The 16,329-nt window shown below is 60.7% G+C and carries 12 protein-coding genes; 8 read left to right on the top strand and 4 right to left on the bottom strand.

What is annotated here, in order from left to right:
* The first annotated feature begins 35 nt into the window (after positions 1 to 35).
* The 7 genes from KW062_RS03240 to KW062_RS03270 all read left to right on the top strand — a co-directional run bounded on the left by KW062_RS03240 (position 36) and on the right by KW062_RS03270 (position 12,383).
* On the top strand, positions 36 to 929 hold the full coding sequence (locus KW062_RS03240) for a hypothetical protein (protein WP_027617541.1): 894 nt from the start codon (positions 36 to 38) through the stop codon (positions 927 to 929).
* A 19-nt stretch (positions 930 to 948) separates the two neighbouring features.
* Complete coding sequence (rplI, locus tag KW062_RS03245) at positions 949 to 1,395, top strand: 50S ribosomal protein L9 (protein ID WP_027617542.1); 447 nt, start codon at positions 949 to 951, stop codon at positions 1,393 to 1,395.
* 122 nt (positions 1,396 to 1,517) lie between these two features.
* Positions 1,518 to 2,915, top strand: a complete 1,398-nt coding sequence (gene dnaB / locus KW062_RS03250; protein ID WP_027617543.1) for a replicative DNA helicase — start codon at positions 1,518 to 1,520, stop codon at positions 2,913 to 2,915.
* A gap of 149 nt (positions 2,916 to 3,064) precedes the next feature.
* Positions 3,065 to 5,368: a YgiQ family radical SAM protein gene (locus KW062_RS03255; RefSeq protein ID WP_027617544.1), complete on the top strand. Its 2,304-nt coding sequence runs from the start codon at positions 3,065 to 3,067 to the stop codon at positions 5,366 to 5,368.
* A gap of 288 nt (positions 5,369 to 5,656) precedes the next feature.
* Positions 5,657 to 8,932, top strand: coding sequence for a transglutaminase family protein (locus KW062_RS03260; RefSeq protein WP_105754003.1), 3,276 nt, complete (start codon positions 5,657 to 5,659; stop codon positions 8,930 to 8,932).
* A 77-nt stretch (positions 8,933 to 9,009) separates the two neighbouring features.
* Positions 9,010 to 11,496 (top strand): circularly permuted type 2 ATP-grasp protein, encoded by a 2,487-nt coding sequence (locus KW062_RS03265; protein WP_105754002.1) that lies wholly within the window; start codon positions 9,010 to 9,012, stop codon positions 11,494 to 11,496.
* Entirely contained in the window at positions 11,496 to 12,383 is an 888-nt protein-coding gene (locus KW062_RS03270) for a transglutaminase family protein (protein WP_105754001.1), read from the top strand. Before KW062_RS03265 ends, KW062_RS03270 begins: the two co-directional genes overlap by 1 nt.
* 37 nt (positions 12,384 to 12,420) lie before the next feature.
* Here KW062_RS03270 and KW062_RS03275 read toward each other — a convergent pair whose 3' ends face one another.
* Together KW062_RS03275 and KW062_RS03280 are read right to left on the bottom strand one after the other, a co-directional pair.
* Positions 12,421 to 12,606, bottom strand: a complete 186-nt coding sequence (locus KW062_RS03275) for a hypothetical protein (RefSeq protein ID WP_027617548.1) — start codon at positions 12,604 to 12,606, stop codon at positions 12,421 to 12,423.
* 68 nt (positions 12,607 to 12,674) lie between these two features.
* Positions 12,675 to 13,262 carry a TIGR00730 family Rossman fold protein gene (locus KW062_RS03280; protein ID WP_105754000.1) on the bottom strand — a complete coding sequence of 196 codons (588 nt, stop codon included), beginning with the start codon at positions 13,260 to 13,262 and terminating at the stop codon, positions 12,675 to 12,677.
* Between the two features lie 342 nt (positions 13,263 to 13,604).
* Here KW062_RS03280 and azu point away from each other — a divergent pair, with 342 nt between their 5' ends.
* A complete protein-coding gene (gene azu, locus KW062_RS03285) occupies positions 13,605 to 14,051 on the top strand; it encodes an azurin (RefSeq protein ID WP_027617550.1) in 447 nt (148 codons plus the stop codon).
* A gap of 182 nt (positions 14,052 to 14,233) precedes the next feature.
* Here the strand turns inward: azu and nadE are convergent, their stop codons facing one another.
* Together nadE and pncB are read right to left on the bottom strand one after the other, a co-directional pair.
* Positions 14,234 to 15,061: an ammonia-dependent NAD(+) synthetase gene (gene nadE / locus KW062_RS03290; RefSeq protein WP_105753999.1), complete on the bottom strand. Its 828-nt coding sequence runs from the start codon at positions 15,059 to 15,061 to the stop codon at positions 14,234 to 14,236.
* 3 nt (positions 15,062 to 15,064) lie between these two features.
* Complete coding sequence (pncB, locus tag KW062_RS03295) at positions 15,065 to 16,291, bottom strand: nicotinate phosphoribosyltransferase (protein ID WP_105753998.1); 1,227 nt, start codon at positions 16,289 to 16,291, stop codon at positions 15,065 to 15,067.
* Positions 16,292 to 16,329: the final 38 nt, after the last annotated feature.

Below are 16,329 nucleotides of genomic sequence, written 5' to 3' on the forward strand. Positions count from 1 at the left end.
ACCGGGCAGTCGATACGTAGCAAAGGATTGAATGCATGCGTGCCATAGCTGAGTTCATCATGCGCGGCCGTATGCAGGCCACTCTGGTAGTGGCTGGATGTGCAGCATTGCCGTTGTTGTATTGGTTGGGTGCTGCCGCCGGGAGCCTGGTGCTCCTGCGGCGCGGATTGAAGGACGCCGCTGGCGTTCTTGCTCTGGGAATGCTGCCAGCATTGATTTGGTGGCTGTATTCCGATGATCCACGGGCGCTCATGGTGCTGCTGGGATCGTCGGGCCTTGCGTTGGTTTTGCGCGCAAGCGAGTCCTGGAACCGCACGCTGCTGGTCAGCGTAGCGATGGGAGTGGTGTTTTCAGTGGTGCTGGGTGCGGTTTACCGCCCTCACATCGAGATGCTGGCGCAGGAACTGGTAAAGATTCTGCCGCTGGCCCTTGGTGACCTCTACCAACAATTGTCGGAAGAGGAGCGAGCGCGTCTCGCCGCCCTGATTGCTCCGGTCCTGACCGGCCTGATAGCGGCCTTGCTGCAAATCGTCAGTGTGCTGAGCCTGATTGTCGGGCGCTACTGGCAGGCGTTGTTGTACAACCCCGGTGGTTTTGGTCGCGAGTTTCGCGCCATTCGAATCCCGCTGGGGCCAGCGATGTTGCTGCTGGCGTGCATGCTTCTGGGGCCGAACTTCGGTACCCAGATGGCCATGCTGACGCCGTTGTGCAGCGTACCGCTGGTGTTCGCCGGGCTGGCCCTGATTCATGGGCTGGTGGCTGAAAAGCGACTGGCCAAGTTTTGGCTGGTGGGGTTGTACGTAACGCTGTTGCTGTTTATGCAGCTGATCTATCCGTTGCTGGTGGTCCTGGCCATTGTCGACAGCCTGATTGATTTTCGCGGTCGTTTGACGCCGAAAGACGTCGATAGCGCGAACGGTGAAGGTTAAAAGTTAAGAGGATTTCCACATGCAACTGATCCTTCTGGAAAAAGTCGCCAACCTGGGCAACCTGGGCGACAAAGTGAACGTTAAGGCTGGTTACGGCCGTAACTACCTGCTGCCTTACGGCAAAGCTACCGCTGCGACCGCTGCCAACCTGGCTGCGTTCGAAGAGCGTCGCGCTGAGCTGGAGAAAGCTGCAGCAGACAAGAAAGCATCGGCTGAAAGCCGCGCTGCCCAACTGGCCGAGCTGGAAGTGACTATCACTGCCACCGCTGGTGACGAAGGCAAGCTGTTCGGTTCGATCGGTACTCACGACATCGCTGACGCGCTGACCGCCTCTGGCGTTGAAGTTGCGAAAAGCGAAGTTCGTCTGCCGAACGGCACCATCCGCAACGTAGGTGAATTCGACGTAGCTGTGCACCTGCACGCTGAAGTTGAAGCCACCGTACGCGTTGTCGTGGTAGCAGCTTAAGCAGTACTTGTCGGCTGGCACCCTCGGGTGCTTGTCGGTAACATCGGGCACGATCCTGTTTTCAGGTCGTGCCCTTTGTCTTTCTGCAGTTCCTGATTTTCTCAATCTGATTCCAAGTGGCCATGAACGATATCTCCGCTCCTGAGCAATACGATCTGCAAACCGCCGCGCTGAAAGTGCCGCCACATTCCATCGAGGCCGAACAGGCTGTACTCGGTGGTCTGATGCTGGACAACAACGCCTGGGAACGCGTGCTCGATCAGGTATCGGACGGTGATTTCTATCGTCATGACCACCGCCTGATTTTCCGTGCGATCGCCAAGCTGGCCGATCAGAACATGCCGATCGACGTCGTGACCCTGGCCGAGCAATTGGACAAGGAAGGGCAGACCTCGCAAGTCGGCGGCCTGGGTTACCTGGGCGAGCTGGCGAAAAACACGCCATCGGTTGCCAACATCAAGGCCTACGCCGCGATCGTTCGCCAACGTGCGACCTTGCGCCAATTGATCGGTATCAGCAACGAGATCGCCGACAGCGCCTTCAACCCGGAAGGGCGTACGGCCGAAGAAATCCTCGATGAAGCTGAACGGCAGATCTTCCAGATCGCCGAGGCCCGGCCGAAAACCGGCGGCCCGGTGGGTGTCAACGACCTGTTGACCAAAGCCATCGATCGCATCGACACCCTGTTTAACACCGACAACGCGATTACTGGCCTGTCCACCGGTTACACCGACCTCGACGAGAAGACCAGCGGCTTGCAGCCCGCAGACTTGATCATCGTCGCCGGTCGTCCATCGATGGGTAAAACCACCTTTGCGATGAACCTGGTGGAAAACGCCGTGTTGCGCAGCGATAAGGCTGTTCTGGTTTACTCGCTGGAGATGCCAGGCGAATCGCTGATCATGCGTATGCTCTCCTCCTTGGGGCGTATCGACCAGACCAAGGTCCGTTCCGGCCAGCTGGAAGACGACGATTGGCCGCGCCTGACCTCGGCGGTCAACCTGCTGAATGATCGCAAGTTGTTCATCGACGATACTGCCGGCATCAGCCCCTCGGAAATGCGCGCCCGAACCCGTCGTCTGGCGCGTGAGCACGGTGAGATCGGTCTGATCATGATCGACTACCTGCAGTTGATGCAGATCCCAGGCTCCGGTGGCGATAACCGGACTAACGAGATTTCCGAGATATCCCGATCCCTGAAAGCCCTGGCCAAAGAGTTCAACTGCCCGGTGGTGGCGCTGTCGCAGCTCAACCGTTCCCTGGAGCAGCGTCCGAACAAGCGCCCGATCAACTCCGACTTGCGTGAATCCGGAGCCATTGAGCAGGACGCCGACGTGATCATGTTCGTGTACCGGGACGAGGTGTATCACCCGGAAACCGAGCACAAAGGCATTGCTGAAATCATCATCGGCAAGCAGCGGAACGGCCCGATCGGCTTTGTTCGGTTGGCGTTCATCGGCAAATACACGCGCTTTGAGAACCTGGCGCCGGGTAGCTATAACTTTGATGACGATGAATAAGTTGTCTAGTGCCTGAAAGGGCCCCCTCGTGGGCAAGTCGGATCGCCGCGATGAGTTCGCCGTAATTTCCGACCGTCACCGTCGGAATTGGTCAAAATTTGTGCTATATTCCGCGCCCGCGATTTTTCACCTCAACACCGGTCACCGTCATGCAAACAGCCAAGCCGTTATTTGACTATCCCAAGTACTGGGCCGAATGCTTCGGTCCAGCGCCATTCCTGCCGATGAGCAGGGAGGAGATGGATCAGCTTGGCTGGGATTCATGCGACATCATCATCGTCACCGGTGATGCCTACGTCGACCATCCATCGTTCGGCATGGCCATCATCGGCCGGCTGCTGGAGTCCCAGGGCTTCCGCGTCGGGATCATTGCCCAGCCAAACTGGCAGTCAAAAGACGACTTCATGAAGCTCGGCGAGCCGAACCTGTTCTTCGGCGTCGCGGCCGGCAACATGGATTCGATGATCAACCGCTACACCGCCGACAAGAAAATTCGTTCCGACGACGCCTATACCCCTGGCGGCATGGCCGGCAAGCGTCCGGATCGCGCGAGCCTGGTGTATAGCCAGCGCTGCAAGGAAGCCTACAAGCATGTGCCGATCGTCCTTGGCGGCATTGAAGCTTCCCTGCGCCGCATTGCCCACTACGACTACTGGCAGGATCGGGTGCGTAACTCGATCCTGATCGATGCCAGCGCTGACATCCTGCTGTACGGCAACGCCGAGCGGGCGATTGTCGAAGTGGCTCAGCGCCTGTCCTACGGGCACAAGATCGAAGACATCACCGATGTGCGCGGCACCGCGTTCATTCGTCGCGACACGCCAAAAGACTGGTACGAAGTCGACTCGACGCGCATCGACCGTCCGGGCAAGATCGACAAGATCATCAACCCGTACGTCAACACCCAGGACACCCAGGCCTGCGCCATCGAGCAGGAGAAGGGGCCGGTTGAGGATCCTCAGGAAGCCAAGGTCGTGCAGATCCTGGCCAGCCCGAAGATGACCCGCGACAAGACCGTGATTCGCCTGCCGTCGGTGGAAAAAGTCCGGAACGACGCAGTGCTTTATGCTCACGCCAACCGCGTGCTGCACCTGGAAACCAACCCGGGCAACGCCCGCGCATTGGTGCAGAAGCACGGTGAAGTCGACGTCTGGTTCAACCCGCCGCCGATTCCGATGACCACCGAAGAAATGGACTACGTGTTCGGCATGCCCTACGCCCGTGTCCCGCACCCGGCGTACGGCAAGGAGAAGATCCCGGCCTACGACATGATCCGCTTCTCGGTGAACATCATGCGCGGCTGCTTCGGTGGCTGCACCTTCTGCTCGATTACCGAGCACGAAGGCCGGATCATCCAGAACCGTTCCGAAGAGTCGATCATTCGCGAGATCGAAGAGATTCGCGACAAGGTGCCGGGTTTTACCGGGGTGATTTCCGACCTTGGCGGCCCGACCGCGAACATGTACCGCATTGCCTGCAAGACCCCGGAAATCGAATCCGCGTGCCGCAAGCCATCGTGCGTGTTCCCGGGCATCTGCCCGAACCTGAACACCGACCACTCGTCGCTGATCCAGCTGTATCGCAGCGCCCGTGCCTTGCCGGGTGTGAAGAAGATCCTGATCGCCTCCGGCCTGCGCTACGACCTCGCGGTCGAGTCGCCGGAGTACGTCAAGGAGCTGGTGACCCACCACGTCGGCGGTTACCTGAAGATCGCCCCGGAACACACCGAGGAAGGTCCGCTCAACCAGATGATGAAACCGGGGATCGGCACCTACGACCGGTTCAAGCGGATGTTCGAGAAGTACACCAAGGAAGCAGGCAAGGAGCAGTACCTGATTCCGTACTTCATCGCCGCCCACCCGGGGACCACCGACGAAGACATGATGAACCTGGCGCTGTGGCTCAAGGGCAACGGCTTCCGTGCCGACCAGGTGCAGGCGTTCTACCCGTCGCCAATGGCCACCGCCACCGCGATGTACCACTCGGGCAAGAATCCGCTGCGCAAGGTCACCTACAAGAGCGACGGCGTGACCATCGTCAAGAGCGAGGAGCAGCGCCGCCTGCACAAGGCGTTCTTGCGCTATCACGACCCTAAAGGCTGGCCGATGCTGCGTGAAGCATTGACCCGCATGGGTCGTGCTGACTTGATCGGGCCGGGCAAGAATCAGTTGATCCCGCTGCACCAGCCGTCCACCGACAGCTACCAGAGCGCTCGTCGCAAGAACTCGACGCCGGCAGGTAGCCACAAAGTGTCGGGTGAGAAGACCACCAAGGTCCTGACCCAACACACCGGGTTGCCACCGCGCGCCAGCGATGGTGGCAATCCGTGGGACAAGCGTGAACAGGCCAAGGCTGCGGCGTTCGCCCGCAACCAGCAAGCGGCCAAGGAACGCAAGGACGCCGCCAAGGGCAAGGGACCGAAGCCGGCCCGCAAGCCGGTGGTGCCACGCTAAACAAAACGCCAACCTCAGGGTTGGCGTTTTGCATTTATCCCTCCAGGAAATGCAGTGAAGCGACCGGCCCCATCTTAAGCAGCGGAGCGCAGCCCGGGCTCCCACAAGGTGCTGGGAAGGCTCGTTCAGACACTCGCCACATTTACGTGCAATCCTGCACCTGCCACTGGGCGGTCGCCCGGTTTTGGTGCTGTACTTCCCTCAGGATCAGGGTAAAGCGTCGCACGCGCCATATGGCATAAGTCTTGCGCGCTTTGCGTCACGCCCAAGGCTCGCAGGAGGCACGCCGTGTCGATTCATGTCGCTTTGCATCACGTCACGCACTACCGCTACGACCGCGCAGTCGAACTCGGTCCGCAGATCGTTCGCCTGCGTCCGGCTGCCCACAGCCGGACGCGGATTCTTTCTTACGCGCTGAAAGTGTTGCCCGAGCAGCATTTCATCAATTGGCAACAGGACCCCCAAGGCAACTACCTGGCGCGTCTGGTATTCCCGGAAAAAACCACAGAGCTGCGTATCGAGGTCGATTTGCTGGCCGAGATGGCGGTGTTCAATCCGTTCGACTTTTTCCTCGAACCCTATGCCGAGCAAATTCCCTTCACCTATGCCGCTGACGAGCGCAAGGAGCTGGCGCCCTACCTCGAAACGCTGCCCTTGACGCCCCAGCTGAAGGCCTACCTTGACGGGATTGATCGTACCCCGCTGCCGGCCGTGGATTTCCTGGTGGCGCTCAACCAGCGCCTGAGCGAGGACATCAATTACCTGATTCGCCTGGAACCTGGCGTGCAGACCCCGGAATACACCCTGGAACATGCATCCGGCTCGTGCCGCGACTCGGCCTGGCTGCTGGTGCAATTGCTGCGCAATCTCGGTCTGGCGGCGCGCTTCGTGTCCGGTTACCTGATTCAACTGACCGCCGACGTCAAAAGCCTCGACGGCCCGTCGGGCACTGAAGTCGATTTCACCGACCTGCATGCCTGGTGCGAGGTCTATCTGCCGGGCGCCGGCTGGGTCGGCCTGGACGCGACCTCCGGGCTGTTTGCGGGTGAAGGGCATATTCCGCTGGCCTGTAGTCCCGATCCTTCCTCCGCGGCACCTATCAGTGGCTTGGTCGAACCCTGCGAGTGCGAATTCAGTCATGAGATGTCGGTTGAGCGAATCTGGGAAGCCCCTCGGGTGACCCAGCCCTACACCGACGAACAGTGGCAGGCGATTCAAGATTTGGGGCGGCAGATCGACGCCGACCTGCAAGCCGGCGATGTGCGCTTGACCATGGGGGGCGAGCCGACCTTTGTCTCCATCGATGACCCGGATGGCGCCGAATGGAACACCGCCGCCCTCGGGCCTGATAAGCGTCGCTTGTCTGCCGAGTTGTTCCAGCGCTTGCGCCAGCGTTACGCGCCCCAGGGCCTGGTGCACTTTGGCCAGGGCAAGTGGTACCCCGGTGAACAGTTGCCGCGCTGGTCGTTGAATTGCTATTGGCGGCGGGACGGTGTGCCGATCTGGCATGAGCCGGCGTTGATCGCCGATGAGCAGCAGGATTACGCCGCCGACAGCACCCTGGCTGGGCGTTTCCTGGCGAGTGTGGCCGAGCGCCTGAAACTGCCTGCGCGCTTTGTGTTCCCTGCCTACGAGGACAGCCTCTATTACCTCTGGCGCGAAGGTGCCCTGGCGCAGAACGTCAGCGCTGAAGACTCCCGGCTGGAAGAGCCGCTGGAGCGTGCTCGCTTGCGCAAGGTCTTCAGCCAGGGCCTGGACAAGGTAATCGGTCAGGTGTTGCCGCTGGCTCGCACTGCCAAGGGCGATCAATGGCAGAGCGGACGCTGGTACCTGCGTGATGAGCATTGTCGTTTGGTCCCCGGCGATTCGCCCCTGGGTTATCGCTTGCCGCTGGGGTCACAGCCTTGGGTGAAAGCGGCCGATTACCCGTTTATTCATCCCGTCGATCCCAATCAGGACTTGCCGGCGTTGCCAGGCAGCGAACAACTGCGCGATCAGCAGCCCGCTGTAACGGCCGAGGAGCGTGCCCCGGCCTTTGACGAATCCGCCGACTGGCTGACGCGCACTGCGCTCTGTGCCGAAGCCCGGGAAGGGCGCCTGTACCTGTTCATGCCGCCGCTGCAGCGGGTCGAGGACTACCTGGAGCTGGTCAGTGTCATTGAGGCGACTGCCGAGGAGTTGCAGTGCCCGGTTTTGCTTGAAGGGTATGAACCGCCGAGCGATCCACGGTTGAGCAATTTCCGGGTAACCCCGGACCCGGGCGTCATCGAGGTCAACGTGCAGCCGTCCGCCAGTTGGGATGAGTTGGTGGAACGCACCGAATTCCTCTACGAAGAGGCACGGCAGACGCGCCTGAGCACCGAGAAATTCATGATCGATGGCCGGCATACCGGCACCGGCGGTGGTAACCATTTCGTCCTGGGCGGCGCGACTCCGGCGGATTCACCCTTTTTACGCCGCCCCGATCTGTTACGTAGCCTGATCAGCTACTGGCATAACCATCCATCGCTGTCCTACCTGTTTTCCGGACTGTTCATCGGCCCTACTTCCCAGGCGCCGCGGGTGGACGAAGCGCGCAATGACGCGTTGTACGAACTGGAAATCGCCTTCGCGCAGATGCCGGGACCTGGCGTCGAGTGCGCGCCGTGGCTGGTGGATCGCTTGCTGCGCAATTTGCTGATAGATGTCACGGGCAATACCCATCGGGCCGAGTTCTGCATCGACAAGCTGTATTCGCCGGACGGTGTCACCGGCCGCCTCGGCCTGCTGGAGCTGCGCGCTTTTGAGATGCCACCCCATGCCCGCATGAGCCTGGCTCAGCAACTGTTGCTGCGGGCGCTGGTGGCACGGTTCTGGCGCGAACCGTATACGCCCGCCAAGTTGGCACGCTGGGGCACGCAACTGCATGATCGCTTCCTGTTGCCGCACTTTATCGAGCAGGATTTCGCCGACGTCATCGCCGAGCTCAACGCGGCAGGTTATGGGCTGCGCACTGATTGGTTCGCGGCGCATCTGGAGTTTCGCTTTCCCAAGGTCGGTGACTACGCGGTCAACGGCATTGAACTGCAAGTGCGTCAGGCGCTGGAGCCGTGGCATGTGCTGGGCGAGGAGGGGGCGGCAGGCGGCACGGTACGTTACGTCGATTCGTCGCTCGAGCGCCTGCAGGTCAAGCTCACCGGGCTTGCGCCGCAGCGTTACAGCCTGACGTGCAACGGTATTCCTGTGCCGCTGCAACCGACCGGGCGCGTCGGCGAGTTCGTCGCTGGTGTGCGGTTCCGCGCCTGGCAGCCGGCTAATTGCCTGCAGCCGACCATCCCGGTGCATGCGCCCTTGGTGTTTGATCTGGTCGATACTTGGATGCAGCGTTCGCTGGGCGGTTGCCAGTATCACGTCGCCCATCCGGGTGGACGCAATTACGACAGCTTGCCGGTGAACGCCAATGAGGCGGAGAGTCGACGCATGGCACGGTTTTTCCGGTTCGGGCATAGCCCTGGGACCTTGTCTGTCGTGTCGCCGGTGATCGATGACGAGTTTCCCTTGACCCTCGATTTACGACGTTTCTGAAGCAGCCGCGACGCCGCGCACCTCGGCGTCACAGGTCTGCGTTACTGTGATATTTCCTTGTCTCCGCCGAGCTTTCCATGTCCGACCTGTTAGACCGTTACCCGCTCACGGCGGGCACCTACCATGAACTGCTCGATGACAAGGGCGGCGTGCGCGCGCATTGGCGGCGGCTGTTTGATCACTTGCAGCGCAGCACGCCCGGACAGCTGCGGCAGCGACAGACACTGCTGGCCCGGCAGATCCAGGAAAACGGCGTCACCTACAACGTCTACGCCGACCCCAAGGGCGCTGACCGGCCCTGGGAGCTGGACCTGCTACCTCATGTCATCGCCGCCGATGAGTGGCAACAGCTGTCGGCCGGGATTGCCCAGCGGGCGCGCCTGCTGAATGCCGTGCTGGCCGACCTGTATGGCCCGCAACGTTTGATCGCCGAAGGGCTGCTACCGGCTGAGCTGGTGTTCGGTCACAACAATTTCCTTTGGCCCTGCCAGGGCATCCAGGCACCAGACGGCATATTTTTGCACCTCTATGCAGTCGATCTGGCCCGCACACCCGATGGCCGCTGGTGGGTCACCGCCGACCGCACCCAAGCGCCCTCCGGCGCCGGCTACGCCCTGGAAAACCGCACCATCGTCTCGCGCGCATTTCCAGAGTTGTACCGCGATATGCACGTTCAACACCTGGCCGGTTTTTTTCGCACTCTGCAGGAAACCCTGGCCCGCCAGGCATCCTGCGACGACGAGGTACCGCTGGTGGTGCTGTTGACCCCCGGGCGCTTCAATGAAAGTTATTTCGAACACCTGTACCTGGCGCGGCAACTGGGTTATCCGCTGGTCGAAGGCGGCGACTTGACGGTGCGTGATGCCACGGTCTATCTCAAGACCCTCAGCGGCCTGCGCCGGGTCCACGCAATCATGCGCCGGCTCGATGATGACTTCTGCGATCCGCTGGAACTGCGGACCGACTCGGCTCTGGGTGTGCCGGGTTTGCTGGAGGCGGCACGTCGAGGGCGGGTGCTGGTGGCCAATGCCTTGGGCAGCGGAGTGCTCGAGTCACCGGGGCTGCTGGGATTCCTGCCGAAGATCAATGAGTTCCTGTTTGGTGAGGCGTTGATCCTGCCGTCGATTGCCACCTGGTGGTGCGGCGAGCCTCCCGTGCTGGCGCAAGCGCTGGAAAAGTTGCCGGAGCTGCTGATCAAACCAGCGTTTCCGTCGCAAAGCTTTTCGCCGGTTTTTGGCCGTGACTTGAGTGAAAAACAGCGTGAAGAGCTGGCTGAGCGCATACGGGCGAGGCCATACGCTTATGTCGCGCAAGAACTCGCACAATTGTCCCAAGCGCCGGTCTGGCAGGCCGAGACTGGCCAACTGCAGCCACGCGCCATCGGCATGCGGATGTATGCGGTGGCCGATGATGATGGCTATCGGGTGTTGCCGGGAGGCCTGACCCGGGTTGCCGGAGAGGCCGATGCCGAAGTGGTGTCGATGCAGCGTGGCGGTGCCAGCAAGGACACCTGGGTGTTGGGCCAACGGGCGCCGGTCGGCGAGCAGTGGAAGGCGCAACGAACCCTGGGCGTCCACGACTTGATACGCCGCGATCCCTACCTGCCCTCGCGCGTAGTGGAGAACCTGTTCTGGTTTGGTCGTTACTGCGAGCGCTGTGATGACAGCGCTCGGCTGCTACGCATCATGCTCAGTCGTTATGTCGATGGGGATGATCCGCGCACCTTGCAGGCGGCTGTCGAGTTGGGTGAAAGCCTGTTGCTGTTGCCCGATGAGGGTGAACTGCCCGAGCGCCTGCTCGCCGCGCTGCTGGGGGAGGATTGGTCATTTAGCCTGCGCGCTAACCTGCAACGCCTGCAATGGGCGGCGTCCCAGGTACGGGGCAAGCTGTCGCGGGAAAACTGGCAGGCGTTGGTTGAGCTGCAGCGCGAAGCCCTGGAGCTGGAAACCGAGGCCCCTGATTTCGGTGAACTGCTGGACTTCCTCAATCGCCTGGTGATGTCGCTGGCGGCCCTTTCGGGTTTTGCCCTGGATGACATGACCCGCGACGAAGGCTGGCGACTCCTGATGATTGGCCGGCGGATCGAGCGCCTGCAGTTCCTGAGCAGCAGCCTGGCGGGCTTCCTGCGCGGCGCTGGCGCCTTTGAACAGGCCGGGTTGGAGTGGCTGCTTGAGCTGGGGAACAGCAGTATCACCTACCGCTCGCGCTATCTGGCGGTGGCACAACTGATCCCGGTGCTCGACTTGTTGCTGCTCGATGAGCAGAACCCTCATGCGGTGCTCTTTCAACTGAAGCTGGTAAGCCGCAGCCTTAAGCGGCTGAACGATGATTTCGCCGCGCCTCGCGAGCTGGCGTTGCCGATACTGGTCGAGCGCCTGGCCAGCGTTGACCTGGGTTGCCTGGAGAACGCCCTGTTTGGCGACAGCAGCGTGCGTTCGGCGCTCAACGGGCTAGCGGACTTGCTGCAGGAAATCGCCGACGTCAGTAATCAGGTCTCGGATCGCCTGGCACTGCGCCATTTCGCCCATGTCGACGATATCAGCCAACGTACGGTGTCCGTGTAATGAGTGCCCGTTATCAGATTCTTCATGACACCCACTACCACTACGACAGTCCGGTATCCCTGGCTCAGCAGCTCGCCCATTTGTGGCCACGCGCCTGCGCCTGGCAACGCTGTACCGAACAACAGTTGCTGATTAGCCCGGACCCGACGACTCGCCGAGACGAGCTTGATGTATTCGGTAATCCGCTGACGCGCCTGGCGTTTGAGCGACCGCACGATGAGTTGCAGGTCAATGCCCGCTTGAGTGTCGAGGTATTGGACCGTCCGACGGTGGATTTCCAACGATCACCGGCCTGGGAGGCGACTCGCAGCGCCTTGACCTACAGCGGCCGGGCTGTCACTGAGGACCTGCTGCAGGCCTGTCGTTACCGCTTCGAGTCGCCCTATGTGCACCTCAAGAGTAGCTTTGTCGAGTTTTCCCACAGTTGCTTTCCTCCGGGAAGGCCGTTGATGCTGGGCGTCCAGGCGTTGATGGAGAAGATCTTCAGCGAGTTTACCTTCGACGCCGAAGCCACACAGGTTGCGACACCCTTGGTGGAGGTGTTGGAGCGGCGACGTGGGGTCTGCCAGGATTTTGCCCACTTGATGCTGGCCTGCGTGCGTTCGCGGGGATTGGCGGCGCGTTATGTCAGCGGTTACCTGTTGACGCAGCCGCCACCGGGCCAGCCACGGCTGATCGGTGCCGATGCTTCCCATGCCTGGGTTTCAGTGTTCTGCCCGGAGTTGGGCTGGGTGGATTTCGATCCGACCAACAATGTGCAGCCTGCGCTGGAGCACATTACCCTGGCCTGGGGCCGGGACTTTTCCGATGTCTCGCCATTGCGCGGGGTGATCCTGGGCGGTGGCAGCCACGATCCGGAGGTGAGGGTGACGGTGATGCCTTTGTAGAAGCGGGGGCTTACCCACTTCTACAAAAGATCGCGATTCAGGCCTCGGGGGCCAGGTCTTTCGGTGCCTCTACCGTGTCATCTGCAACCACTTCACTGTCGGCGTCGGGGTTCAGTGCGTCTGTTTCGGCAGCCGCTTTCTTGCGTTGCAGCTTTTCCTCTTTCTTCTGCTCCTTGGCCAAGTCTCTCTGACGTTTGGCGAAGGAGTAATTAGGTTTGGCCATGGGCGATCCTCTGGGGTCGAAGGTGAGGTTGGGCGGCGCGTATTCTGCCTTTAAACAGGGGACAAGGGTTAGTTGGGTTTTTGTCCGTCCCATTTTGGCGTGACGACGGGCTGCCAGGTATCCAGCGCATCCAGCAGATCTTGCGGCGATTCGCTGGTTTGCAGCATGTCACGGTGATGGCTGCGAACGAAGCCTTCGCCGACGACATGATCAAGAAAAGCGGTGAGTTTGCTGTAGAAACCATTCACTTCCAGCAAGCCCAGCGGCTTACCGTGGTAGCCGAGCTGGCCCCAGGTCCAGACTTCGAACAGTTCCTCGAATGTCCCCAGGCCGCCGGGCAGGGCGATGAAGGCGTCGCTGAGTTCGGCCATCCGAGCCTTGCGCGCATGCATGCCGTCGACCACTTCCAGGCGAGTCAGGCCGTTGTGCCCGATTTCCTTGCTTTTCAGGCTTTCGGGAATAATCCCGATCACTTCACCGCCTGCCGCCAGCGCGGCGTCGGCGACAATGCCCATCAGGCCGACGGCGCCACCGCCATAGACCAGGGTCAATTGGCGTCGGGCCAGCTCTTTACCGAGGGCGATGGCGGCTTCGCGGTAGGCCGGGTTGGAGCCAGTGCTGGCGCCGCAAAACACACAAACAGATGTTAGAGACATGCCTTACTCCGTGATCAGGGACGAGCGCAGAGTAATGGTTGGCGCCGGGTGCTCCAAGGATTAATCCGCGCGCCGGGGTTCTTCGCAGGTGCCGCTGGCACCACAGGCGTAGGCCGCGAGCAGGCTGCATAACAGGCTGTTGATGAACATGATGGGTACTCCAGGCTTGGGTCGATGGGCTGATCTTAAGCAGGCGCGAGGTGTCTGGCTGGTAGATTGTGTCGATGGGTCCCATAGCCCGAAAGTTGTATACAATTCTTGATTCAGGTCATATGAACTTCTGGAATTTTCAGGCAGTCTCTACACCATACGGATTTTTTAACCCTGCCTTGGAGATTCACCATGTTTGCCAAACTTGTTGCGGTATCCCTGCTGACGCTGGCCAGCAGCCAATTGATGGCTGCGGAATGCAAGGTCACCGTCGACTCCACCGACCAAATGTCCTTCAACAGCAAGGCCATTGAAATCGACAAGAGCTGCAAAACCTTCACCGTCGAGCTGACCCACTCTGGCAGCCTGCCCAAGAACGTCATGGGCCATAACTGGGTACTGAGCAAAGAAGCGGACATGCAGCCGATCGCCACTGACGGTCTGGCCGCCGGCATCGACAAGAACTACCTGAAAGACGGCGACGCGCGCATCATCGCCCACACCAAAATCATCGGTGCTGGCGAAAAAGACTCGGTGACATTCGACGTTTCCAAGCTCGATGCCAATGAAAAATACGGCTTCTTCTGCTCGTTCCCTGGCCACATCTCGATGATGAAAGGCACCGTGACCCTGAAGTAATCAGGCACACCGCGTCATCGCTCTTCGCTGGCAACCCAGCTCTCACAGTAATTTTCGGTGATCACACAATCTGTGGGAGCGGCCTTGCGCGAGAAGGGGCCATTCGCATCGACGCATGTTTTGGCCAAAGAAAAGCCCGCTGAAGCTCAACACTTCAGCGGGCTTTTTCATTCACTCACGCCTCAAGGCGCAAACGGCATCACGCGTTTGTGCTGGGTCTTGCGATAGGTGTCGCAGATGATCCGGAACGCTTCTTCGCGGACCGGCTCGCCGTGCAGGAAGGCGTCGATTTCGCCGTAGGTCACGCCATGGGACGCTTCATCCGGTTTGCCCGGGGACAGGTCCTCGAGGTCGGCGGTGGGTACTTTTTCCACCAGCGACTCGGGGGCGCCGAAGTGTCGGGCGATGGCCCGTACCTGGTTCTTCACCAAGCCACTCAGGGGGGCGAGATCGCAGGCACCGTCACCGAACTTGGTGAAGAAACCCATCACCGCCTCGGCCGCGTGGTCGGTGCCGATCACCAGGCCCTGGGCGGCGCCGGCGATGGTGTACTGAGCGACCATGCGCATCCGTGCCTTGGTATTGCCCAGGACGAAGTCCACCGCCGCCGCCGGCTTGCCTTCAAAGGCCGCGACTTCACTGGCCAGGGCCTTGACGGCCGGGCCAATGTTGACGGTGTGGCGCTCGTCGGGGGTGATGAAGTCCACGCAAGCCTGGGCTTCGTGTTCGTCGAATTGGGTCTGATACGGCAGGCGAACGGCAATGAACTTGTAGGACATGTCACCCGTGCGCTCACGCAGCTCGCGCATGGCACGCTGGGCCAGCAGGCCGGCGGTCAGCGAGTCGACGCCGCCGCTGATCCCCAGTACCAGCGTCTTGAGCCCGGAGTTGACCAGGCAATCCTGAATGAAACCGACTCGCCGGACGATTTCCGCTTCCAGGGCAGCCTGGTCGGCGAATGGCGGTTGAACCTTGAGCTGCTCAGCAATCTCACGCTGTACGGCTTGCATGAATTACTCCTTGCTTGAATGTGCGGATGGGGCGGCAGGTACTTGAAACACGTGTCGCAAATAGGCGACGAAATTCGGGTCCTTGCAGTGGGTCTTGCCCGGTTCATCGCTGATCTTGGCAACGGGCTGGCCATTGCAGGCAGCCATTTTAAGCACGATGCTCATGGGCTCGACACCGGGAATGTCGCAAGTCAGGTTGGTGCCGATGCCGAAACTGACATTGATCCGACCGCGCAGCGCCCGGAAGATCTCCAGCGATCGAGGCAGCGTCAGGCTGTCGGAGAATACCAAGGTCTTGCTCATCGGCTCGATGCCCAGCTTGTGGTAGTGGGCGATAGCTTTTTCAGCCCAGGCAATCGGGTCGCCGGAGTCATGGCGCAAACCGTCGAACAGCTTGGCGAAGTACAGATCGAAATCGTTGAGGAAGGCGTCAGTGGTGATGCAGTCGGTCAGGGCGATGCCGAGCAAGCCCCGGTACTCGCGGACCCAGCAATCGAGGGCGGCGCTCTGACTGTCGATAAGGCGTGGACCGAGTTGCTGGTGGGCCATGATCCATTCGTGGGCCATGGTGCCCAGGGGTTTCATGTCCAGCTCGCGGGACAGGTGCACATTGCTGGTGCCGACAAAACGACCGGGGAAATCGTGCTTGAGCACAGTCACCACTTCCTCCTGCACGCGGTAGGAAAACCTGCGCCGCGTGCCGAAATCAGCCACCTGCAATTCGCATAGTTCCTCGCTGCTGGCATTGGCGGTCAACCAGTCGAATTTGCGGTACAGCTGCTCGCGCGCCTGCTCCAGCACCACTTCGCGGTAGCGGTAGCGATTGCGCACTTCGCTAACAATCGCCAGCAACGGTACTTCGAACAGAATCACGTGCAGCCACGGGCCGCGCAGGCGGATAAACAGCTCGCCATTTTCGATGCCGGTATGGATGTAGCGCAGGTTGAAGCGAAACAGCCCGAGAAACCGCAGGAAGTCCGGCTTCAAAAAGCTGATGCGCTCGAGAAAGCCCAATTGGTCGGCGCTGAGGCTCAACTCGGCGAGGCGTTCGATCTGAACGCGGATTTCCGCCAGATAAGGGCGCAGGTCCTCGCTGTTACGGCAGCGAAACTCCCATTCAACCTCGACGTTGGGGTAGTTGTGCAGCACCGCCTGCATCATCGTCAGCTTGTAGAAGTCGGTGTCGAGCAGGTTCTGCACGATGCGATCGGCAAACACACTCTCGCTCATAACGGGGATCTCCAGGCTGGCCGCAGCCTATGCCGTGA

Source organism: Pseudomonas fluorescens (assembly GCF_019212185.1).
Taxonomy (GTDB): Bacteria; Pseudomonadota; Gammaproteobacteria; order Pseudomonadales; family Pseudomonadaceae; genus Aquipseudomonas.